Annotated in this window: 23 protein-coding genes; 3 read left to right on the forward strand and 20 right to left on the reverse strand. The window is 46.0% G+C overall.

What is annotated here, in order from left to right; all coding sequences use genetic code 11:
* Positions 1-7: 7 nt before the first annotated feature.
* The 4 genes from MKY44_RS24425 to MKY44_RS24440 all read right to left on the reverse strand — a co-directional run bounded on the left by MKY44_RS24425 (position 8) and on the right by MKY44_RS24440 (position 3,046).
* On the reverse strand, positions 8-754 hold the full coding sequence (locus MKY44_RS24425; protein WP_340399495.1) for an amino acid ABC transporter ATP-binding protein: 747 nt from the start codon (positions 752-754) through the stop codon (positions 8-10).
* A 16-nt stretch (positions 755-770) separates the two neighbouring features.
* Positions 771-1,415 (reverse strand): amino acid ABC transporter permease, encoded by a 645-nt coding sequence (locus MKY44_RS24430; protein WP_017692207.1) that lies wholly within the window; start codon positions 1,413-1,415, stop codon positions 771-773.
* Between the two features lie 32 nt (positions 1,416-1,447).
* Positions 1,448-2,299, reverse strand: a complete 852-nt coding sequence (locus tag MKY44_RS24435; protein WP_341008939.1) for a substrate-binding periplasmic protein — start codon at positions 2,297-2,299, stop codon at positions 1,448-1,450.
* A gap of 114 nt (positions 2,300-2,413) precedes the next feature.
* Complete coding sequence (locus MKY44_RS24440) at positions 2,414-3,046, reverse strand: TetR/AcrR family transcriptional regulator (protein WP_339191351.1); 633 nt, start codon at positions 3,044-3,046, stop codon at positions 2,414-2,416.
* A gap of 214 nt (positions 3,047-3,260) precedes the next feature.
* Between MKY44_RS24440 and bacA the strand changes: the two genes are divergently transcribed.
* Positions 3,261-4,070 (forward strand): undecaprenyl-diphosphate phosphatase, encoded by an 810-nt coding sequence (gene bacA, locus MKY44_RS24445; protein ID WP_017692204.1) that lies wholly within the window; start codon positions 3,261-3,263, stop codon positions 4,068-4,070.
* Between the two features lie 285 nt (positions 4,071-4,355).
* On the opposite strand, the gene MKY44_RS24450 is transcribed toward bacA, so the two are convergent.
* The 6 genes from MKY44_RS24450 to MKY44_RS24475 form a co-directional block, all read right to left on the reverse strand.
* Entirely contained in the window at positions 4,356-4,538 is a 183-nt protein-coding gene (locus MKY44_RS24450) for a hypothetical protein (RefSeq protein ID WP_124118151.1), read from the reverse strand.
* 222 nt (positions 4,539-4,760) lie between these two features.
* The gene (locus MKY44_RS24455; protein WP_017692202.1) at positions 4,761-5,087 is read right to left on the reverse strand and encodes a thioredoxin family protein; all 327 of its coding nucleotides are present in this window, start codon (positions 5,085-5,087) and stop codon (positions 4,761-4,763) included.
* Between the two features lie 85 nt (positions 5,088-5,172).
* Positions 5,173-6,081 (reverse strand): aldo/keto reductase, encoded by a 909-nt coding sequence (locus MKY44_RS24460; protein ID WP_341008943.1) that lies wholly within the window; start codon positions 6,079-6,081, stop codon positions 5,173-5,175.
* A 179-nt stretch (positions 6,082-6,260) separates the two neighbouring features.
* Positions 6,261-6,434, reverse strand: a complete 174-nt coding sequence (locus MKY44_RS24465; protein ID WP_341008944.1) for a hypothetical protein — start codon at positions 6,432-6,434, stop codon at positions 6,261-6,263.
* Between the two features lie 215 nt (positions 6,435-6,649).
* Complete coding sequence (gene gpmA, locus MKY44_RS24470) at positions 6,650-7,393, reverse strand: 2,3-diphosphoglycerate-dependent phosphoglycerate mutase (RefSeq protein ID WP_237178210.1); 744 nt, start codon at positions 7,391-7,393, stop codon at positions 6,650-6,652.
* A gap of 73 nt (positions 7,394-7,466) precedes the next feature.
* A complete protein-coding gene (locus MKY44_RS24475; RefSeq protein WP_017692198.1) occupies positions 7,467-8,039 on the reverse strand; it encodes a DUF420 domain-containing protein in 573 nt (190 codons plus the stop codon).
* Positions 8,040-8,414: 375 nt separating this feature from the next.
* Between MKY44_RS24475 and MKY44_RS24480 the strand changes: the two genes are divergently transcribed.
* Together MKY44_RS24480 and MKY44_RS24485 are read left to right on the forward strand one after the other, a co-directional pair.
* Entirely contained in the window at positions 8,415-9,605 is a 1,191-nt protein-coding gene (locus tag MKY44_RS24480; protein WP_341008948.1) for a cation:proton antiporter, read from the forward strand.
* A gap of 909 nt (positions 9,606-10,514) precedes the next feature.
* Entirely contained in the window at positions 10,515-11,168 is a 654-nt protein-coding gene (locus tag MKY44_RS24485; protein WP_341008950.1) for a transcriptional regulator, read from the forward strand.
* A gap of 507 nt (positions 11,169-11,675) precedes the next feature.
* Here the strand turns inward: MKY44_RS24485 and MKY44_RS24490 are convergent.
* The 10 genes from MKY44_RS24490 to MKY44_RS24535 all read right to left on the reverse strand — a co-directional run bounded on the left by MKY44_RS24490 (position 11,676) and on the right by MKY44_RS24535 (position 20,727).
* Positions 11,676-12,161 carry a DedA family protein gene (locus MKY44_RS24490; RefSeq protein WP_036606861.1) on the reverse strand — a complete coding sequence of 162 codons (486 nt, stop codon included), beginning with the start codon at positions 12,159-12,161 and terminating at the stop codon, positions 11,676-11,678.
* A 13-nt stretch (positions 12,162-12,174) separates the two neighbouring features.
* Entirely contained in the window at positions 12,175-12,720 is a 546-nt protein-coding gene (gene pssA / locus MKY44_RS24495) for a CDP-diacylglycerol--serine O-phosphatidyltransferase (RefSeq protein ID WP_341008952.1), read from the reverse strand.
* A gap of 21 nt (positions 12,721-12,741) precedes the next feature.
* Entirely contained in the window at positions 12,742-14,490 is a 1,749-nt protein-coding gene (locus MKY44_RS24500; RefSeq protein ID WP_341008953.1) for a sensor histidine kinase, read from the reverse strand.
* Positions 14,487-15,167, reverse strand: a complete 681-nt coding sequence (locus MKY44_RS24505) for a response regulator transcription factor (RefSeq protein WP_341008955.1) — start codon at positions 15,165-15,167, stop codon at positions 14,487-14,489. The genes MKY44_RS24500 and MKY44_RS24505 overlap by 4 nt, the downstream gene beginning before the upstream one ends.
* A gap of 250 nt (positions 15,168-15,417) precedes the next feature.
* Entirely contained in the window at positions 15,418-16,230 is an 813-nt protein-coding gene (thiD, locus tag MKY44_RS24510) for a bifunctional hydroxymethylpyrimidine kinase/phosphomethylpyrimidine kinase (RefSeq protein ID WP_017692191.1), read from the reverse strand.
* Between the two features lie 105 nt (positions 16,231-16,335).
* Positions 16,336-17,034 carry an ABC transporter permease gene (locus MKY44_RS24515; RefSeq protein WP_341008957.1) on the reverse strand — a complete coding sequence of 233 codons (699 nt, stop codon included), beginning with the start codon at positions 17,032-17,034 and terminating at the stop codon, positions 16,336-16,338.
* Positions 17,027-17,950 carry an ABC transporter ATP-binding protein gene (locus tag MKY44_RS24520; RefSeq protein WP_091038484.1) on the reverse strand — a complete coding sequence of 308 codons (924 nt, stop codon included), beginning with the start codon at positions 17,948-17,950 and terminating at the stop codon, positions 17,027-17,029. The genes MKY44_RS24515 and MKY44_RS24520 overlap by 8 nt, the downstream gene beginning before the upstream one ends.
* 127 nt (positions 17,951-18,077) lie before the next feature.
* Positions 18,078-19,010 carry a sensor histidine kinase gene (locus tag MKY44_RS24525; protein ID WP_341008958.1) on the reverse strand — a complete coding sequence of 311 codons (933 nt, stop codon included), beginning with the start codon at positions 19,008-19,010 and terminating at the stop codon, positions 18,078-18,080.
* Positions 19,007-19,672 carry a response regulator transcription factor gene (locus MKY44_RS24530; protein WP_370511448.1) on the reverse strand — a complete coding sequence of 222 codons (666 nt, stop codon included), beginning with the start codon at positions 19,670-19,672 and terminating at the stop codon, positions 19,007-19,009. The genes MKY44_RS24525 and MKY44_RS24530 overlap by 4 nt, the downstream gene beginning before the upstream one ends.
* 203 nt (positions 19,673-19,875) lie before the next feature.
* A complete protein-coding gene (locus MKY44_RS24535; protein WP_341008960.1) occupies positions 19,876-20,727 on the reverse strand; it encodes a DegV family protein in 852 nt (283 codons plus the stop codon).
* Positions 20,728-20,967: the final 240 nt, after the last annotated feature.

The following is a 20,967-nucleotide window of genomic DNA, read 5'->3' on the forward strand; positions in this document are numbered from 1 at the left end:
AATATAATTAGAATTCAGTAATTTGTTGCAAGAAACGGCGGGTGCGCTCTTGCTTCGGCTGTTCGAAAAAGGCCTGTGGACTTGCCTCTTCCACAATCGATCCGTCTGCCATAAAGACGATTTTGTTCGCCACATTACGGGCAAACTTCAATTCATGCGTCACAACCAGCATCGTCATACCTTCCTCTGCAAGCTCCTTCATGACGGAAAGTACCTCTCCGACCAGTTCAGGGTCAAGAGCTGAAGTGGGCTCATCAAACAGCATCACTTCCGGCTCCATCGCAAGTGCACGTGCAATGGCTACCCGTTGCTGTTGTCCACCGGACAATCGGGATGGATACGCATCCTGCTTGTCCGACAAGCCGACTCGATCCAGAAGAATCCGGCCGCGTTCAGCCGCTTCGTCACGTTTGATTTTTTTCACCGTAACAAGACCTTCCATCACATTACCCAACACTGTCTTGTGCGGATACAGATTGAATTGCTGGAATACCATGCCGGTCTGGCGACGAATCTCCAGTACCCGGGCACGCTGGACTCGCAGCGGATCTGCGCTGTTAACCACAACACCGTTCACTTCGATCTGTCCTCCGGACAACTCTTCGAGTCCATTCAGACAGCGCAGCAAGGTACTTTTGCCTGAACCACTTGGGCCGAGCAATACAACAATATCTTTGGCATCGACATGAAGATCGATGTTCGTAAGTACTTCATTTTTCTGAAAACGTTTGGTAAGTCCAGTTGTTGTAATCATCGGTTCTCTCCTCCTATCAGTAAGCCCGGGCCAACCGGCGCTCCACTTGTTCCAGAATGGCCGAGAAGCCGATACTCATGATCCAGTAGATCACACCAATCGCCAGATAAAATGGCATGTTCAATGCATATTGTGATACCAGCAGTTGTGCTGACCGTAATAACTCGGTAACACCAATCGCCGCCACAAGTGATGTTTCCTTCAACATGCCAATAAAGGTGTTACCCATCGGCGGGATGGCAATGCGCACAGCCTGCGGGAAGATAATCCGTCTCATCGCTTGAGCCGGGGTCATTCCCGTTGCATATGCAGCTTCTGTCTGTCCTTTTGGTACAGCCTGAATGGCTCCACGGAACGTCTCCGACAAAAATGCACCTGCATTCAGACTGAGTCCCAAACAGGCAGCCGTGAGAGATCCCAAGGTCACTCCATAATCGACCAATCCGTAATAAATAACGAATAATTGCACCAGCAGCGGGGTTCCCCGCATGATGGATACATAAAACCTTGCGATCAACCTAAGCCACATCGGTCCCTTCAGACGAGCAATCGCAACAAGCACTCCGATGATGAACGCAAAAAACATGGAGATCACAGTTACATACAGCGTATAATAAGCCCCCTTCAGAAAGAAGGGGATATTCTCAAATACCAGTTCCATGGGTCAAATCTTCCCTTCGCCTTGCAGGTTCATTATTGCGCAGGCTCTTCACCAAACCATTTTTTGAAAATGGTATTGTACGTGCCATCATCTTTCATGCCTTTGAGCGCATCATTCAGTGCTGCTACAAGTTCCGGATTGTCTTTGCGAACAGCAATACCTGCCTGGTCACTCTTAATAGCTTCACCTACAGCTTTGATTTTCAATCCGTTGGCATCCACAATCGGTTTCAGAGCGTACATATTGTTGATTGTTGCGTCAATCCGTCCAGCATTCAGATCTTTGAGTGAAGAGATGACATCGTCATAGGTTTTGATCGTGAAGTCTCCCACTTTTGGCAACACTTCATTACGCAGATATGATTCATCATTTGTACCCAGACCTACGCCAATCGTTTTTCCTTTGAAATCTTCCAGCTTGGTAATATCGTTATTATCTTCTTTTACAATAATTTTAACTTGGTTCGTAATATACGGATCACTGAAATCCAGTACTTTCTTACGATCATCGGTAATGGTCATCTGGCTGATAATGGCATCAAGCTTCTTCGCTTGCAGACTTGGTGTCAGACCGGAGAACTCCTGGGATACAAATTCAACCTCAACCCCAAGACGTTTCGCAACTTCACGTGCGATATCAGCATCGTAGCCGTCCATTTCTTTCTTATCGTTCAGGAAGTTGTACGGTGCGTATGTGCCCATCATGCCCACTTTGATAATGCCAGCCGACTTGATTTGCTCCAGTTCATTGCTTGCCTGTGCACCATTTGTGCTTCCATTGTCTGTTGCTTTACTTCCACAAGCACTAAGTACCAGCACGGTCATCAGCAGAATTGCTGTCAAAGACCAGCCTTTACGAGTTTTCGATCCATATGTTTTGTTCATTACGTTAACTTCCTCTCAGTCGTGTATTAATCTGGATGTACATTTGGTTACTTTATTGTGGCTAAACCGCAGTTGTACCCATTATTCCCTGCTATTTGTTTAATCATGTGAATCTTATGTGCCTAGCAGTCCGTAAAACTCAAAGCTTGCTGCCTCAGCTGCCAGCGATGAAGCTGTCATAGCTGAGAACTTGCTGTGCAACTCATCGGAACCGAACAACCAGCGTGATATCATGCCTTCAATCATGCTTACCAGTAGTGCTGCTCGAAGCGGTACATCCATGCCCTTAGGCAACATGCCGAGTTCGATGGCACGTTCCATATTGTGACGAAAAGCCGTTTCCACAGCATTACGTGTCTCCTCGACCAGGCGTTGTACGGACTCTTCCGTCACGATGCCTTTGAGCAACAGTTCCATAAAATAGCGATTCTGCGCGGCAAACAAGAACAAGTCAGTGAACAGCCTTTCCGATGCTTTCACCATATCCTCTACCGATCCGGCATCCTTACGGTACCCTTGTCCAATCGACTCAAGTAACTCCTCCTTGCCCGTTAAGACAATCTCCGAAGCAATGGCTTCTTTACTCTTGAAGTGCCAGTAGAATGTCCCTTGCGCCACACCAGCCTCGCGGACGATATCGGAAATTTTCGTCTGATGGTAGCCTTGGGTTGCAAAACGCTCCATCGCTATGCGTATTATTTGGTCCCGGCGTTCTTCACCGGGTTCCAAACCGTTAATTTTGGTCATTCATGTAACCCTCCCGATTGATCAGTCAGTCAGTTAATTTATATCCTATGGGATAACTAGGTTTTTGTCAATATAGTTTTAAACAAATGGTTACAAGCATAAGTTGAAGTTGAGTGCATTTGTGATCATAATAGGTGATAGCCTTGTTCAAATGAACAGGCATGGTCAAGCAGGACAGCCTTTGCTGTCACCTGCATTTCAAGGAGGAAGAGAATTGGACATTATATCATCCATTATTATGGGCATCATCGAAGGTTTGACTGAGTTTTTGCCCGTGTCCTCTACTGGACACATGATTCTGACTGCCCACTTGCTGGGTTTATCGGAGGACAACGAGTCAGTCAAAACGTTTGAGGTGGTTGTTCAACTCGGAGCTGTACTTGCTGTTGTTGTACTGTACTGGAACAAATTCATTGATATGTTCCGCTTCACCGGAGGGAGCAGACCTTACTCCCGCCGCCTCAATCTGGGACATATCTTCCTGGCGATGGTTCCTGCCGTAGTCATCGGACTTGTATTCCGCGACTGGATCAAAGCACATTTGTTTGGTCCGGAAACAGTGCTGTACAGCCTCGTTATAGGTGGTATATTGATGATCGTGGCCGAACGCTGGAGCCGGAAGAGTGGGCGGATTACTACCCATGATGTTGATGATATTTCCTACAAACAGGCATTCGCGGTGGGTATATTTCAGATCTTGGCATTGTGGCCAGGCTTCTCCCGTTCTGGGTCCACGATCTCAGGCGGTCTCTTTGCAGGGGTAAGCCGTGTAGCCGCTGCGGAGTTCACATTCCTTGTGTCTGTGCCAATTATGATTGGTGCTACGGGATATGACCTGTACAAAAGTATCGATCACCTGAACGGCAGTGATTTCCCAATCTTCGCGATTGGATTCATCGCTGCTTTCATCGTCGCCATGCTTGCGATCAAGACGTTCCTGTCCATTTTGAAAAAATTGAGTCTGACCGTCTTTGCTGTGTATCGCTTTGTCTTGGCAGCCGTGTTCTTTATTATTTTGATGTAATCATTACAATTCAAGTAATTAGACAGGCAAAATCAATGGCGGCCTCACGTTCCCTTGGGAAGCGAGGCCGCCATATTTTATATTGCTATACTTCCGTTACTTCATGTTTCTGTTGCTTCACGATTCTGTTACTGCTCCAGAGACAGGAACATCCGTAATTAGAAGAAGTCTGATTCTTCATTACTTCCTTCTTTAGTGGGTTGGATCATTGGTGATGCCGACTAGGTTTACTTAATATGTATCATGGACAACCATATTTATGTTCACTTCTGAAAAGCAGCCTGTCTAATACCACTCTTTTACTTGAAAGTTTCGGTGTTTCTTTCGATTCTTTAATCTCTCACGCAGATTATATCTATTCTCCTTTTGTTCCTGCAGCAATTGCTTCACCCCGATCATCAACAATCGGTATCTTCGGTCATCATTGTGACTTAATTGGTGCATTTCTTCAAAAATTTCATTCTTCATACGGATCTTGTTCACTCCAAATATTCAGTTTGTTCTCACAGTATACATGGGAGCACTGAACAAATTCTAAACAAGCGTTGTTTCTCAACTTCCGTTATTTAAATGCACATTTGAATGCACATCATGCGTGCTGGAATGAAGCAGAAAAACCCCTTCCTGTCGCAGGACAAGAAGAGGTCTCCTTAGCTAAATTAATTAGACAAACTGCTGAGTCTCGTACGCTTAAACTTTGGATTCAAGCGTCTCCAGATACTCGGAGATTTGAGCAGGTGTTTTAGCCCATTTGCTATGCAAATGCGCGATTTTCTTACCGTTCTGGAAGACGAGCAGGCTTGGAATGCCGCGTACACCATTTTCTTCGGCAAATGGCTGGAACTTCTCTGCATCCAGGGCATAGAAGGTTTTGTCCGTATGTTGGTCGATAACATCCCCGATAAAACGATCCAGGTTTTTGCAATCCGGACACCAGGTTGTATCAAATTTAATGACGGTAAAACCATCAGAGTTAATTGTATCCAAATATTGCTGTTCACTTTGAATTCTTTCCATATGTCTTCTCTCCCTTATATGTTCCTTTTTTGGCTGATCTTCATTGTACCTCGTATAGTTACAATTGAAAATAGGCTTAATGGAGTTAACGATGCTGCTTGTACAGATTAGCGGGACTGAGCTCTCGTATTTCCTGAATTTCAGCAGCGGTGAGTTCAGGCGAATTCGAAGCAGCAACATTGTGCAGCAACTGTTCTCTTGAACTGGCACCAGGGACAACAGCTGCTACGGCAGGATGGGATAACGCGTAGCGGATAGCTGTCTGAGCCATACTGCGTTGGTCTGTAACAAGACGACTTAGCCCTTGCCGAATGGTATATAGTTGCTCTGGCGTGTAGTCCAGATAACCTTTGTCTGCCTTGGCAGATCCGGAATCGGCAAGCACACCGCTAGCTACGGGCCCGCGGGCAATTACGCTGATCCCCTTTTGTTCCAATAAAGGTAGCACTTCTTCTTCCGCTCTGCGGTCAGCAATGCTGTATTGGTTCATCACACTGACGATGGATGCCCTCTTTACATACTCCCGAATCACATTGGGACGAATGGAGGAAATTCCGTAATATCGGATAAGTCCTTCCTTCTTCAGTTCCTCAAATGCTTCGATCGTCTCTTCGATGGGGTCGTCCAAGGTCCCGCCATGCAGCTGATACAGATCGATGTAATCGGTCTGCAGACGCTTCAGACTTTCATGTACAGCCTGCTTAATGTAGGCTTTGGACGGGTCCCATGACCAGCCCTCTTTGCCGGGGATACGACGATTACCTACTTTGGTCGCCACAATGACTTGGTCCCGACGTCCTTTAATAGCTTGTCCTACAATCTCTTCATTACGCCCTGCGTCGTACAGATCGGCTGTATCCAGCAGATTGACCCCATGATCTAGAGCCTCATGAATCAGGCCCATAGCGTGCTCCATTTCAGTTCCAAGTGACATACATCCCAGCCCAATCTCAGACACCATCAGTTCGGATGTACCCAGACGATTTTTCTTCATATGTGCATCTCCCTCCATACGTTCTGCAAGTATCCATTGTATCATTCTTGCTAGCAAAAATCGCATTACACACAAAAGCAAGGAATTGCTTTTAATTGCACAAAAAAACCTGGAACGACTTCATCTCCAGGTTTCTCATGATCATCATTTTAATTCAACGATAAACGAACTAACGCAATCTATTTCACTTCCACGCGTGGTCTGGTTTTACTTGTTCCATTGGACGACGAATTGGAGTTTTTCATCATACCCGAGACAGTGCTAAACAGCTTATCTCTTGCTTGTTTGTTCCTCATCAGATAAGTCACACCTGCGCCGATAGCCGTCATGAGTATTCCTCTTTTTTTAGACATGTGCTTCTCCTCCTTCAGGATAAATGTACATCGTGTCTTGTTTGACAATTACCCTGTGAGAGCAAAACGAAACGAAGTACAGGCTTGATCGCAGAAAAAAAGATGACCTCCGAATTCAATTCAGCGGTCATCTTCCAATCGTCCTGTTGAAACAGCAACCGAACGAGATAAATCATACAAGCTTTCGTACAATCAAGACAAACGTCCATGTCCAATTAATCAGATGGCGTTGCCACATGGGTCATTTCTTCATGTTTGTAGGTCGAACCATCGGCGGTCAGATAAAAGTGTCCGATGGGATGCAGATCTTCATCCAATTCGTAGACAAGCGGAATGCCTGTCGGGATATTGAGCGCCATCACGTCTGCTTCGGACAATTGGTCCAGATGCATGACGAGTGAACGGAGCGTGTTCCCATGCGCAGAGATCAGCACTCTTTTGCCAGCAGACACCATCGGTTTAATCTCCGCATTCCAGTACTCCAGTACACGCTTCGAGGTATCCATCAGGTTCTCCGTAAAAGGGATGGTGCATCCGAGCCGCTTATACTTGTCCAGATCCTGCACATATCGGTCATCGGTTTCGTCCAGTGCCGGGGGAGATACGTTAACGGATCGTCTCCATTCCTTTACTTGGTCTTCCCCGTACTTCAGAGCAGTCTGCTGTTTATTCAGTCCTTGCAGCGCACCATAATGACGTTCATTCAGCTTCCAAGTCTTCGTAATGGGAATCCACATGAGGTCCATTTCATCCAGCGCAATATCGAGTGTTCGGATAGAACGTTTCAGCACGGATGCATAGGCGTAATCAAAATCAAATCCCTGTTCCTTCATGATCTTCCCTGCTTTACGTGCTTCTCCGTAACCATCCGTTGTCAGATCCACATCTGTCCATCCGGTAAAACGATTCTCTACATTCCACATGCTCTGTCCATGGCGAATCAAAACAACTCTGTACATAAACGTGAACCCTCCTTCCATGGAAACATTACCCGCAAGTCAAACTGATTAGCACAGTGAAACGTTCATCACATTAATAATATGGTGCCATCATCAGGTATACCACAACACCTGTAGAACTGACGTACAGCCAGATTGGCATCGTCCAACGTGCAATTTTGCGGTGTTTCTTCAATTGATTCGTCCAACCCCATACAAGTGTGAACAACGCCAATGGAACAATCAGGGCTGCCAGTATACTATGGGTAATCAGAATGAAGAAATAGATCGAACGAATGATGCCCTCGCCGCCGTATTTGGACGTCTCTGGTGAGAGGTAATGAAACGTCAGATAGGTCACGAGGAATAACAATGTTGTTGAGAATGCAGCAAGAATAAATCGTTTGTGCAGCTTCACATTCCGCTTGATAATCGCAATAAGCGCTGCGAGCAGGAAGATGAAGGTAAAGCTGTTAAACACGGCATTAAACCGCGGCAACACCGTAATATCAAAGGTTACATCACCTTTGTATCCAATCGACGGTGCGAAGAACAATAATAAAATAATGACATTAGCGAGAATGGAAATCGTGATAATGATGCCTGCGAAATTTTTATTGCTCGTCGGGGATGGAATGTTCGGCTCCCCTTTGTTATTTTTGCCCAATGCAAAATCCTCCTCATATCCTAACTTCTATGTTCTATATCATTATATCTCGCCAATTCCGGGCTGTTAAGTGACAACACTCTGAACAAAAACCGCTGCGCTCCCCTATAAAATGCCCCTTTGCGGCCATTTTCACTCAAATCCAATCCGGCTCCCATTTACCGAATCCTTCATTTGTGGTATAATTAACGCAATTAATCACATACGCGTTCAAACTGGAGGAGCCTGTCACCAAGGGCCCCTCTTTGTCTTTTTCAGGCACAGAACGGCACTCTGCTAATGCCGTTCTGTGCCTTTTTGTCTGGTTGAAGCGGAGGATGGATCGCCCTTGGGTTGGTTAACCTATAGACGCTACTACTGGAGGGAAGAACACCTATGGAATTTATTTTGGTTCTTGCACTTATTTTAATCTTCACCAAACTTGCTGGTGATCTATCCGTAAGATTGGGTCAACCATCGGTTTTGGGGAAACTGATTGTGGGTGTCATCCTCGGACCTGCCCTGCTAGGTTGGGTGGAGAAGACGGATTTCGTTCATTATATGGCTGAGATCGGGGTACTGTTGTTGATGTTCATCGCCGGACTGGAAACCGATCTGGAGCAATTAAAGAAAAACTGGAAGGCGGCCTTTGCTGTGGCCGTCGGTGGTGTTATTTTACCTTTTATCGGAGGATACGGTTCGGCCATAGCATTTGGTATGTCGCAGACACACGCGCTTTTCTTCGGACTACTGTTCTGTGCAACGTCAGTGAGTATCTCAGTGCAAACGTTGAAGGATATGAATCAACTGAGTTCACGGGAGGGTACCACCATTCTGGGTGCAGCCGTTGTGGATGATGTGCTCGTTGTGGTTCTGCTCGCCGTTATGATGAGCTTGCTCGGCACAGGTACAGGAGATGTCTCTATTGGATTGTTGATTGGTAAGAAACTTTTGTTCTTCGTCATCATCTTTGCAGCAGGCTGGTGGCTTGTGCCACGGGTCATGAAATGGATGGCCCCATTGCGGGTCACGGAAACCGTGATTACGACAGGACTCATAATCTGTTTCCTCTTTTCATACTTTGCAGAGTGGATGGGAGTTGCTGGAATCATTGGTGCATTTGCCGCTGGTATCGCGATCTCCCAAACCAAATTCAAACATGAGGTTGAAACTAAAATCGAGCCGATTGCTTACGGAATATTTGTCCCGGTATTCTTTGTTAGTATCGGCTTAAATGTCACCTTTGATGGTGTGGGTTCACAAATTTGGTTTATTGTCGTTATAAGCCTCATCGCCATTGTTACCAAACTTATCGGTGGTGGAGCTGGTGCCCGGCTGACCGGGTTCGACCGTTCCTCTTCTATTGCTATTGGAGCAGGCATGATCTCCAGAGGGGAAGTTGCTCTAATTATTGCTTCGACTGGACTTGCTTCGGGCTTGCTTGATTCGGAGTACTTTACCAGCGTTGTGATCATGGTTATTGTGACTACACTGGTTACTCCGCCACTCCTCAAAATCACCTTTGCACGTAAAAAAGGGGAGCAGCGGGTTGAAAAAGGAATTGAGGAATCCCATTTGAACGGGTGAGGGTATGTCTCGGTTCAAAACTTAACAATAAAGATTCCAGTGTGTTACTCTGAACTCTAGACTTCAGTTGTGTCCCTCGAATTACTATGAGTGTCTTGCGACTCAGTTAAGCTATGTCTTGATGATATGCTGCACTTTTCGCATTTCGCACACCCAAGGTACCCAGTCGTCACACATACTAACACGGTTTTGAAGCATTAACGGGCGTTAAATCGCTAAAATGTAGGCCGGCTGCGCCTTAAGATTGACCATACTATTTTTCTAAGGAACCTAGGACGTCTTATTTGGTCCTCTGGCTCTCTTTTTCAATTGTAAGAAACATCAGACACCTTATTTCCCAAATTTCCATAATAAAACGCTGAAAATGGCTGTATATTCCGATATAGCGTTTCTCAGGTTCCTTACATTTCTGCGAGTGCTTCAAACCCCTGAATAAGACGTCTCAGATTCCTTAGCTCTTATTGCCCGCTCTACGCTTCTTTCCAAGCATGAGCGAGGGACGACGCATACCGGCGGTACGAAGAATTTAATTAAATGTAAACCGCCTTGAGTGGGAGAATAATCTACTTTTACAGCGTCTACATCGCTTACTCGCACATGAAGGATGCGTTTTCACACATTTAAAGTGTAGCACCTACTAGCTCGGAATACGTCCAGTCTCGTTCTGGCATTCAAACCTTGGCTTGAGATTGTTCTAGTTAAAAGGTATTGAAATCATTCCATATTTAAAGCTATACTTGATCTAGAAATGTAATATATCGGTCGTGAAGCACACGCCGCTTTGATCCATTCTCCCCTTCAACGCGAAGGTTGGAATGGTCAGAGCGGCTTTTTGTATTTTTACATGACGACCTGAAGCCTTGTTCACGTTCGTTTTATTTTATTTTATTTTTAGAGGAGATGAAGACGATGAGCATTGATTTTGATGAGGCTTACGAAGTTTGGATGCACTCCCTTCTGGAGAAGGAAACAAACCCCAGAGTGCTGTCCAGACTTGAAAATGGACTTGAACATGGCACGTTGGAATTTTTGCGTTCAGTCTGGTTTCCGGTGATGAAAAACTTTAACCATTTGCAACCCGAATGGGAAGTTCGAGACTTTCATAACGGCTATCGGTATCTGGATCTGGCTTATCTGCCAGGTAACGGCGTTAAAGGAGGTATTGAGATTCAGGGATACGGCCCACATGCCCGTGATCTGGATGTACGGCGTTTTAAAGATTTATGCTGGCGGCATTGTCTGCTAACGTTGGATGATTGGATTTTTCTGCCGATCGCTTATCTCTCCATAAAAGATGAACCGAAACGGTGCCAACAGCTTGTGCTCTCTTTTATGGGAAAATTCATTGCTACGGACGTTCCAACATCCTTAAATTGGCTAGAAGCCGAGACTGTTCGTTATGCCAGACGCATCATCCATCCATTTGCCCCCTCGGAACTAGCAACGCACCTGCGAATCACGGATCAGCATGCTCGAAGAGTTCTTCACAGCCTGATTGATCAACAAGTATTACATGTCGCTAGTGGTACTCAACGATATCGAACCTATATCTTACGAACATGAGACACTCTATTTCGCCGATATCGTACATATCCATATTTTAACGAACTCAGGACACCTTATTGTGATGATATGGAGTAAATCAGGGCACTTATTCGGGCTTTTTCGTTAAATAAGGTTGCTGAGATTCGTTAGAATTCCAACATGCCTCTTATCTCGATAATAAGCTCACCTGAGTTCGTTAGAATATTGGCGATGACTTTGAAACGTTTGGAGTTACTACTATTAAACCTAATTGCGAACCACTTTAGCTACTGGAGTGTCAGATACTTGCGTCACTAACGAGTTACATGGAGAGTTACATGGGGATTTACACCGAGGAATAGCTCTGAGCTTGAATTTACTTGAAATAGCTTGCGGGCTAGCCTACAGCTCCAAGGGTAAGTTACTTGTAGTCGATTAAATTACTTAGAATGAGGTCTCCGGCCATACACTGAAAAACAAAAAAAGACCACCTTACACTCAAGAGGTCTTCGATCTTTGCCTGTTGTTACAACAGGCTGTCCCATTTTAAGTTAACACGCCAACATAAAAGCCTATTGAGATAAAGACAACACACCAGACGAATGCACCGATGCCCGATACAACTACGTACCTGCCAATTGCCATCTTGCTGATCCCGGAGAAACAACACATGAGATGACGAATGCCTGGAATGAAGTAACCCAGGATGATGGACCAATACCCATATTTGAGGAACCACGACTCCACCCTGCTGAATCGTTTGGCATTAACGCCGACCCACTTACCGTATTTTTCAACCAGCGGCCTGCCCGCTTTCTTGCCAATCATGTAGCTAAGCAGCCCTCCGGTAAATGCGCCACCGAAACTGACGGCGATGGATACGGAGTAATTCAATACCGAGATGGAGGCGAGATAACCGACAAAAGTCATCATCACCTCATCCGGAATCGGCATGCCAATAACGCCAAGAGCCAGTAGTCCGTATATTGCGAAATAACCATATTGACCAATAAATTCTTTTGCAAATTCCATACTGACTCGCTCCTTATTTCGGTTCCACAATATCCTTCTCATGTGAGGCTAACACTTGTTTTAGAGACGGGAATCGGATTTGGCTCACCATGAGACCGGATAATACAATAATGACAAGATAGGCTACACCATGTGTGAAATAAGGACTCCAGAGTGCGAAAAAGGACATCAGACCTCCCGCAAATGTAATCGGCATTCCGACAAAACCACTGCTTGCTGTCTTCTGACAGTTATAACGGGCCAGACGCAAAGCACCGCAAATCGGAAACAATGCAGTCAGTGCCATCCCCAGCACACTCACTTCAAGCATGGAATTCAGGTACAGAATCAGCACGGGCGCTGTTCCGAATGAAACTACATCTGCAAGCGAGTCCAGAGACTTGCCGAACTCACCCTCACAATGCAATTTACGAGCCGCATACCCGTCAAACAGATCAAAGAACATCGCTACCCATATCATCATTACAGCCAGGGCAAATTCACCATGAATAGCCATAATGACTGCCAGCATGCCTGAACTCAGATTCCCCAAGGTTAAAATCGATGGTAAAGACTTCATAAGATTTGACTCCCTTTCGTACTAGGCTTTAGGAAAAATAATATAAAAACGGACTCCATCCGGTGTATTCTCCACTCCATAACTGCACCCATGCAGATCAAGAATCTGCTTCGCAATGGCCAGACCAAGCCCGGTCCCCCCCATTTTACGATTACGTGAGCGCTCTACCCGATAGAACCTCTCCCATATATACTGCCGCTCAGCTTCAGCTATCTGCTCGCCCTTGTTCTCAATGGAAATATGGACAAAACCTTCACGCCTGCTAATCTCAATAGTTATATCGGTATGTGGTATTGCATGACGTATAGCATTCATCATGATATTGAAAATAACTTGCTCCAGCTTGCTTCGGTCACCCTCAACCGTCTGTTCTGTTGTGGATACAAGCACCACATCCAATCCTTTGTCCTTCAGTTGCGGACCCAGACGGCCGGCGATATCTTCAATCATGTCAGCCAGTGCAACAGCATCCGTATTTAATTGAACCGCTGAGGATTCCAGTCGCACCAGATCCAGCATCTCTTCAACCATCGTTTCCATTTTGATCGCCTCATCGGCAATGATCTCAATGTAACGCTCCCGTTTGCTCTCACTCACGCCATCCTTCAGCCCTTCAGAATATCCCTTAATAATGCTGATTGGTGTCTTAAGTTCATGTGATGCATCGGCAAAAAACTTGCGCTGTCGCTGTTCAATCTCCTGCTTCATTTCCATATCTGTACGCATCTGCGTGTTGGCCTGCCTCAGCTCTTCCAGTGTCTGACCCAAGGTTCCCGATAAGGCATTAAGGCTGTTAGACAAACTACCGATTTCATCATTACGCCGGATGGGTGATTTCACCGTGAAATCCAGCGTAGACATTTTCTTGGCGACATGATTCAAGGCCAAGAGCGGCTTCGTTACAATTCGGGAAAGGAGTAACGCCAGCAACAGAATCAATATAAATGCCCCAATGCCGAAATACGCATAGAACAAACGTGTTGCCTCATTCGCTTCTCTCATCTCCTGTAGAGAGGTGAGCGAAAAGATCAGTTGCTGCTCGGGTCCGGAACGATGCACTGGAGCAATGGTGATGACATTGCGAACACCGCTCCAGCTATCCATCCATTCTTCATTGAGCATTTTGCCATTCGCCAAGGCCAGTTGGTCTTCGGTGGACAAAGGGAACCGGCTATCCAGGGCTTGCACCAGCAGTCCCTGCCTCTGACTCCACGTTGCCAGATTGGGAAGAACGACCTCGGTCAATACACCTGACCATTCCTTTATCGGTTCAATTGATTCCTGAAAGCTCTCTGTTCCCCATGCGGCAGAAGTGGCATCCTGGATTTTGAATGGATAAACCATGGACCCGCTGGCCGGACCTCTCACCGTCAGTTCTTGCCCATATTTCAGATGGGATGTAATCCAGCCAGCATTCTCACTATTGATAAACAAGGACAAGGACACCTTCACGTGACTCCCATCCTCTTGAAGCAACGTAATGTGGAACGGGTCATTAACCAGTCTTCCGGTATTCGTCAGAATGACCAGATGCGATTGATTCTGACGCATGAACTTCCCGGTCTCCTTGGCCAGCTGTAAATCACTCCAATGTCCATTGGAATATTGCTGTTCGAACTTGGACAGCTTTTTCTTCATACTGCTGACCTTTTGATGCTGATAGAAGTCGGGGAACCAGACCAACTGGGCAAAAACCGTCGTCCCATATAGAAGAACCAGACATCCTGCCATGACCAGGAAAAGCTTCATCGTTACGCCATTTCTTCTCATGCTTCTGCCTCGAAACGATATCCAGTGCCAATCACCGTCCGGATACACTTGGCTTCATCACCCAATTTGCTGCGCAGCTTCTTGATGTGGGTATCCACAACACGTGAGTCCCCTTCAAAATCAAATCCCCAGATCCGATTCAATATGGCATCCCGGGACAACACAATGCCTGCATTACGTACCAAATAAAGCAACAGATCATATTCCTTTGGTGCAAGTTCCAATTCAATTCCGTCCTTCTCCAGACGTCTGGCCCATGGATCAAGGGTTACCTGTCCGAAGCGAATCACACCCTGCTCTCGTCCAAATGCACCTTCAACACGCTTCATTAATGTCTCTGCACGTGCAACCAGCACACGTGGACTAAACGGCTTGGTGACGTAATCGTCTACGCCCAGCTGGAATCCATGAATTTTATCGTCATCCTCGGACCGTGCAGTCAGCATGATAATAGGTACGGTGGATTGGGATCGAATATGCCCACATAACGTCCATCCATCCATTTCAGGCATCAAAACATCCAGAATAACCAGATCCACCTCATGCAGAGCCAACAGTTCCAGTGCCTGTACTCCATGTTCTGCTTCTATGACGTTCCATTGTTCTTTTATGAAATAATCGGCCACAATCTCACGAATGCGGCTTTCATCTTCCACCAGAAGCACTGTTCTGATCATGGCCGACTCTCCTTTTTAGATTTCTGATGATAACATACCTATTCCATGTGTCGTTCATGTGTCCACACATGTTTTGGAATGCTCCCATGATATATACGACTAATATAAGCCAAAAGTTACTAATTTTTATAAAAATTCGCATAAAAAAGAAGCCGTCAACGAGCATGCTCCTGCTCATTGACAGCTACTTGAATGAAATCGAAGTGTGTTATCCAGAATTGATGCGCTACTGCGCGCTCCCTGGCAACACTTAACGTTGTTGCTCCAGACGGTGTGCCACATGCAGTGTAGGGCCAACAAAACGGTTCAGCGGGAATCCGCCGGCAATCGCTTTGGTCACGAAGGCTTTACCTTCACGAACAGCCTCTTTCACTGAAAGACCACGAGCCAATCCTGCGGTAATCGCCGCAGACGTCGTGCAGCCCGCACCATGCGTATATCCGGAGCCGACAACATCGGCTTCAAACCATTCGTAGTTGGTTCCATCATAGAGTAGATCCATTGCTTTACCCGGGCTAATGACACCTCTGTCCTTGATCAGAACATGCTTCGAGCCATGGGCATGAATTGCTGCTGCCGCTGCTTCCATCTGTTCCTTGGAGCGAATCGGTCCGCTCTTCGCCAGTTGGGATGCTTCGAACAGATTAGGTGTAACCAGATCAGCACCTGGCAACAGGAATTCGATCATCGCTTCCGTATTTTCCGGTTGCAGTACTTCGTCTGTACCTTTGCATACCATTACCGGATCGATAACGATCTGTGGCAGACCGCTGCGACGAATATGTTTTGCTACCAATTCAATAATATCTACAGAACCGAGCATACCTGTCTTCATTGCATCAAAACCGATGCCGTCCAGAACAGTGCGAAGCTGCGCTTCAACTACATTTAATTCAACAGGAAAGACCTGGTGATCCCATGTTTCGGGCTCCATTGCCACAACCGTAGTCAGTACGGTCATGCCATACACACCCAGCTCCTGAAAAGTTTTCAAATCAGCTTGAATACCTGCACCGCCGCTCGTGTCCGAACCAGCTATTGTTAATGTTTTTGGAATCGTCATGGTAGTTGCATTCTCCTTCGTGTCTCAGTTGACATTATCCTATCCCTTGTACGAGCGGATGTCAATGGCATCTGAAGCCATACAGAGCATGGTTTTCCGAATGATTCAGTTCACATCTTTTGTCTCCAGACGAACCATGGACATCGAAGCAATCCATATCCCTATTGCTCCAAGGGTCAGAGGGATAATAATAAGCGAATGAATGGAAACTTCCGACCCGTTGAATCCGGAGCAGACAATCAAAACCAGCAAAATGGACGAGACCATTGTAGTTGTGACAGAATGCTTACGCATACCGAAGAATAGGGGAATGAGTGCCATACACGCAGCCGATAAAGAACTCATACTGTACTTCACCAGAAGTCCCCATATATCCTGATTCGTCAATGATCCGGGAATGAAGGAGTAGAATTGATTAACAATCAACAGCAGTGAACCCATCAACAGATCGGTAACCATAATCATCACAAATGTAAAACCAAACACGATAATCAATTTGGCAGCAATGATTTTATGACGCTGGATGGGATACGTGAACATGACATTCATCGTTTTATTTCTATACTCACTGATCACCAGCTTGGATAATAAAGCTCCTGCAAATATGATAAAGGTCGCTCTCACAAACGTATCGATAATCATAAAGGCGGTCTGGTAATCGGCATAGGCATAATCTTCTGCTCCCACATCCACGAATCCAATCATGATCAGGAAAAGAAGAACGGCTATATTGGCAATACCTGCTCCTGCAAAATTACGTGCAAAACGGTGCTTCCGCATCTCAAGTCTGATTAGTTTAAGCAACGTCTTCATCCCCTTTCACAAGCTTCATGAAGTGTTCTTCCAGGGAGTGAGCCCGTTTGGATATCGATTCGATCTCAATGCCATGTTGGATCAGCTTGGTGTTCAGTTCCGATGGAATGATTCCCGGATCATAGATGCGTAACGTTTGGTCATTGACCAGTTTATAATTACTCAAACCCAGCTGGTGTTCAATGACATAGGTCGCTTTGCGGATATCCACCGCCTGTAACTCGATGTACTCATTTTGACTTCCACGAATGCTCTCCATCGATACTTCCTCCACCAAGCGACCGCCGCGAATGACACCAACTGTATCCGCAATCTGCTCTATCTCGCCAAGAATGTGACTGGAGACCAGCAGGGTAATGCGATACTCATTGCTAAGGCGCTTGAACAAATCACGCATCTCCCGGATCCCTACAGGGTCCAATCCGTTGATCGGTTCATCCAGAATGAGCAGTTCTGGTGTGGTTATAAGTGCACGAGCCAGTCCCAGCCTCTGCTTCATGCCCAAGGAGAAGTCCTTGACCGGTTTCTTGCCTGTATCCTTCAGCCCTACCGTTTCCATCGTATTGTTGATGATCTTTTTGTTGTGAAACCCCATGTATTCACAGTGAAGCTCCAGATTCTCGCGAGCAGACAGTCTATCGTAGAAAAAAGGATATTCAATAATGCTGCCCATTCGCTTCAGCACTTCATAAGAGGTCGGCGTAAGCTTCTCCCCAAATAGCTCAATCTCCCCCGTTGTTGGTTTGACGAGATTGGTGAGCATCTTCATGATGGTTGTTTTACCTGCACCATTCGGACCGAGGAATCCATAGATCTCACCTTGCTTAATATTCATATTGACGTTGGATACAACCTCCACCCCTTCATATACTTTGGTCACATCTATTGTTCGTGCGATATAATTCATCGTCCTTGTTCTCCTTTACGTCCCCTGTCCGGGTTCCTATATCTATATTGTAAAGAGAAAAGTCTTCTTTTTTATTAATCAAATCTTACAAAAACCTTAAGTCTGACTAGACACGCCAACGCAGGGTCTACCAAGCCTTTAAGGTAACCGAAAATACAGTTCGTTGATGTGGCACACTATGCAAGTGAATACTTCCACCCATCCGCTCAACTAGCCGTTTCGTAATGGTCAGACCCAGGCCGCTGCCTTGATAGAGTCGATTGCGGGAATCCTCCAGTGTATACATGCGTTCAAACACACGACTATGCTCGCTCTCAGGAATCCCTTTTCCCTGATCCCAGATCTGTAACGTCACAGGTCCACCTATCGAATGATCAAGTGAAAGTCCCAGTACCTTACCCTCTGCCCCGTATTTCATTCCATTGGTAATGAGATTATCCAGCACACGGTCCAATGCTTCTTCATTCGCTTGCACGAAGAGATCACCATCAGGTATCTCCAGCTCCACGTGCAACCCCAGATTCGTCAACATTTCATAAAAGGAAAGCATCTTCAACCGGCATAATTCACTTAAATTCACCCGACTAAGTACCAGTTTCGTATCTCCGGATTCCAGCTTCGCCAGATCAAAAAAGGAATGGATCAAACGCAGCACTTCCTGCGCCTTATCTTGTATTTTCTCCGTCATAATCTTCCGTTCCTGATCGGTCAATGATGGGCTGTGCAGTAAGGTCTCACTATAGCCAAGCACAACGGTGAGCGGCGTTTTGAGATCATGCGAAATGTTGGAGAGCATATTACGCATCTCCTTCTCCTGGTTCGCATAACCGGCCTTAGCGCGGTGCGCATGATCCAGCAGCTGGTTCATGTCTTTCAGAAGCTGACTGACTTGGTCATCACTATTGAATACAAGCAAGCGCTCAAAGGTGCCTTGATCCAAAATATCGGATATTTTCTGATCAATATAGGTCAAGTGTTGGTTTCTTTTCCGCAATTTCATCCACAATCCAATGACGGCAATGACCAGAATGGCTGTTGTACTGGCAAAAATCAGTGTCATCCCTGCTCCGCCTCCAGCTTATATCCGATGCCCCAGAGTGTCTTGATATACTGGGGAGCCGAAGGATCTGCCTCCAGTTTCTCACGCAGACGACGCATATGTACGTTAATGATATTTTCGTCCCCATAATAATGATCGTTCCAGACAGAAGCGTAAATCTGAGCCTTGGTGAACACTTTGCCAGGATGGGTAACCAACAGCTTCAGAATTCCAAATTCCTTGGATGTCAGCTTGACGGGTGTACCTTCACGTTCCACCTCGTACGTCTCCATGTCAACTACGAGTCCTCCAATGTGAATACGTTGATCTTTAGCCACTTCAGCCACAGGCTGAGTAGTATAATTGGCGCGGCGAATCGCAGCTTTGATGCGGGCAGTCAGTTCGATTAACGAGAAAGGTTTGCTCAAGTAATCATCTGCGCCGAAGCCCAGACCTAACGCTTTGTCCACCTCCCCATCCTTCGCAGACAGAATGAGCACAGGTACCAGACTGACTGCCCGAATGGTTTGCAGCACATCCATCCCACTTTTGCGGGGCAGCATCAGATCCAGAATAACCAGATCATACCCGGGTTGTGACTGGCTGAACTGACGTTCTGCCTCTAAGCCGTCATATGCATAAGTGACGTCGTAGCCCTCTTTTTCCAAGTATGGCCCGACCATCTCACTAATTGAACGATCATCTTCAACAAGCAACAAGCGGTGACTTAACACATGTTTCCCTCCAACATGAACAGTTTTCTTTATTACCTCACAGTTTGTTTGAATTGGCAATGACATACGAAAAAACCTGACAGGAGCACCACTTTGGTATAAGTGTGTTTCCTGCCAGGTCTATGAGTGTCTGTAGATCAATGCTGGTGCTTCTATTCTCTATATCCGTTTTCACTGTGGATCCAGCACAGTCCAATGGTTCCTGCACCTGCATGAATACTCACCACAGGGATAAACGGCATGATTTCGGTCTTTAATCTAGGCAGCAGAGCTGCAATCTGTTTTTTGATTGTAACGGCTTCTTCCTGATTGTTCGCATGCATAATGCACACATGCTTTACTTTCTCCATATCCAGCTTGAGCATATCCAGCATGCGATCTTTCGTCCGCTTGAACGTGCGAATCTTCTCATTCACAACCACTTTACCCTCTTCAAATCGGAGCAGCAGATGGATCTTGAGCAGTTGACTGATGATCAGCTGTGTGCCCGACACCCGTCCACTGCGATGAAGATGCTGAAGACTGGCCGGTATGAGGTAAAAGGACATGTTATCAATCATCTGTTCAATGTTTACTTTGATCTCGGCAGCTGAACATCCCTGCTTCTGCCATTCCAGTCCCTGCATAATCATCTCACGGTGAGGATAGGCACCTGCTTTTGAATCAATTGCGGTCACCGTCACTCCTGCAATCTCTGCAGCCTGCATGGACGTATGCAGCGTTCCGCTAAGCTCTGTAGAGCAATGAATCGTAATAATCTCATCGTACTTGTCTTTGAGCGACTCATACAGTTCAATGAATTCGCCAATGGGTGGCTGCGAACTGCTCGCACGTGAAGCCTCCGCAAGTTTCTCATAGAACATTTCAGATGTAATGTCATCGGTTTCCCGGTAACATTCCTCTCCAAATAAGATGCGCAGCGGTACGATGTAGATATGATTTTGCTCCGCAAAAACGGGATCCAGTGTACTGGTACTATCGGTGACCCATGCAATTTTCTTCATGACATCCTTCTCTCTTGCCGGATTGTTCGTTCTGTATCCTCAATCGTCAAGCACAAGCCCGGCGGTTTATTTAAAATTTGAATATTTCACATTGTAAACGTTTGCGATACTACCTCTCAATTATAAATGAACGGACAGACCGTTGTCTTGTGGCGCAATCATGAACACCCCTGTTAATACCATTATTAGCTAAAAAAATGTCTTGCCTGTGAAGGAATAAATTGGTATGCTGTTGTCCTT

The organism is Paenibacillus sp. FSL R7-0026 (assembly GCF_038004485.1).
In the GTDB taxonomy this organism is placed as follows: Bacteria; Bacillota; Bacilli; order Paenibacillales; family Paenibacillaceae; genus Paenibacillus; species Paenibacillus xylanexedens_A.

Bases quoted from the DNA above. Each gene is read 5' to 3' on its own strand.
- MKY44_RS24425 (WP_340399495.1), bottom strand. From the start codon at position 754: ATGATTACAACAACTGGACTTACCAAACGTTTTCAGAAAAATGAAGTA.
- MKY44_RS24430 (WP_017692207.1), bottom strand. From the start codon at position 1,415: ATGGAACTGGTATTTGAGAATATCCCCTTCTTTCTGAAGGGGGCTTAT.
- MKY44_RS24435 (WP_341008939.1), bottom strand. From the start codon at position 2,299: ATGAACAAAACATATGGATCGAAAACTCGTAAAGGCTGGTCTTTGACA.
- MKY44_RS24440 (WP_339191351.1), bottom strand. From the start codon at position 3,046: ATGACCAAAATTAACGGTTTGGAACCCGGTGAAGAACGCCGGGACCAA.
- MKY44_RS24450 (WP_124118151.1), bottom strand. From the start codon at position 4,538: ATGAAGAATGAAATTTTTGAAGAAATGCACCAATTAAGTCACAATGAT.
- MKY44_RS24455 (WP_017692202.1), bottom strand. From the start codon at position 5,087: ATGGAAAGAATTCAAAGTGAACAGCAATATTTGGATACAATTAACTCT.
- MKY44_RS24460 (WP_341008943.1), bottom strand. From the start codon at position 6,081: ATGAAGAAAAATCGTCTGGGTACATCCGAACTGATGGTGTCTGAGATT.
- MKY44_RS24465 (WP_341008944.1), bottom strand. From the start codon at position 6,434: ATGTCTAAAAAAAGAGGAATACTCATGACGGCTATCGGCGCAGGTGTG.
- gpmA (WP_237178210.1), bottom strand. From the start codon at position 7,393: ATGTACAGAGTTGTTTTGATTCGCCATGGACAGAGCATGTGGAATGTA.
- MKY44_RS24480 (WP_341008948.1), top strand. From the start codon at position 8,415: ATGGAATTTATTTTGGTTCTTGCACTTATTTTAATCTTCACCAAACTT.
- MKY44_RS24485 (WP_341008950.1), top strand. From the start codon at position 10,515: ATGAGCATTGATTTTGATGAGGCTTACGAAGTTTGGATGCACTCCCTT.
- MKY44_RS24490 (WP_036606861.1), bottom strand. From the start codon at position 12,161: ATGGAATTTGCAAAAGAATTTATTGGTCAATATGGTTATTTCGCAATA.
- pssA (WP_341008952.1), bottom strand. From the start codon at position 12,720: ATGAAGTCTTTACCATCGATTTTAACCTTGGGGAATCTGAGTTCAGGC.
- MKY44_RS24500 (WP_341008953.1), bottom strand. From the start codon at position 14,490: ATGAGAAGAAATGGCGTAACGATGAAGCTTTTCCTGGTCATGGCAGGA.
- MKY44_RS24505 (WP_341008955.1), bottom strand. From the start codon at position 15,167: ATGATCAGAACAGTGCTTCTGGTGGAAGATGAAAGCCGCATTCGTGAG.
- thiD (WP_017692191.1), bottom strand. From the start codon at position 16,230: ATGACGATTCCAAAAACATTAACAATAGCTGGTTCGGACACGAGCGGC.
- MKY44_RS24520 (WP_091038484.1), bottom strand. From the start codon at position 17,950: ATGAATTATATCGCACGAACAATAGATGTGACCAAAGTATATGAAGGG.
- MKY44_RS24525 (WP_341008958.1), bottom strand. From the start codon at position 19,010: ATGACACTGATTTTTGCCAGTACAACAGCCATTCTGGTCATTGCCGTC.
- MKY44_RS24530 (WP_370511448.1), bottom strand. From the start codon at position 19,672: ATGGTCGGGCCATACTTGGAAAAAGAGGGCTACGACGTCACTTATGCA.
- MKY44_RS24535 (WP_341008960.1), bottom strand. From the start codon at position 20,727: ATGAAGAAAATTGCATGGGTCACCGATAGTACCAGTACACTGGATCCC.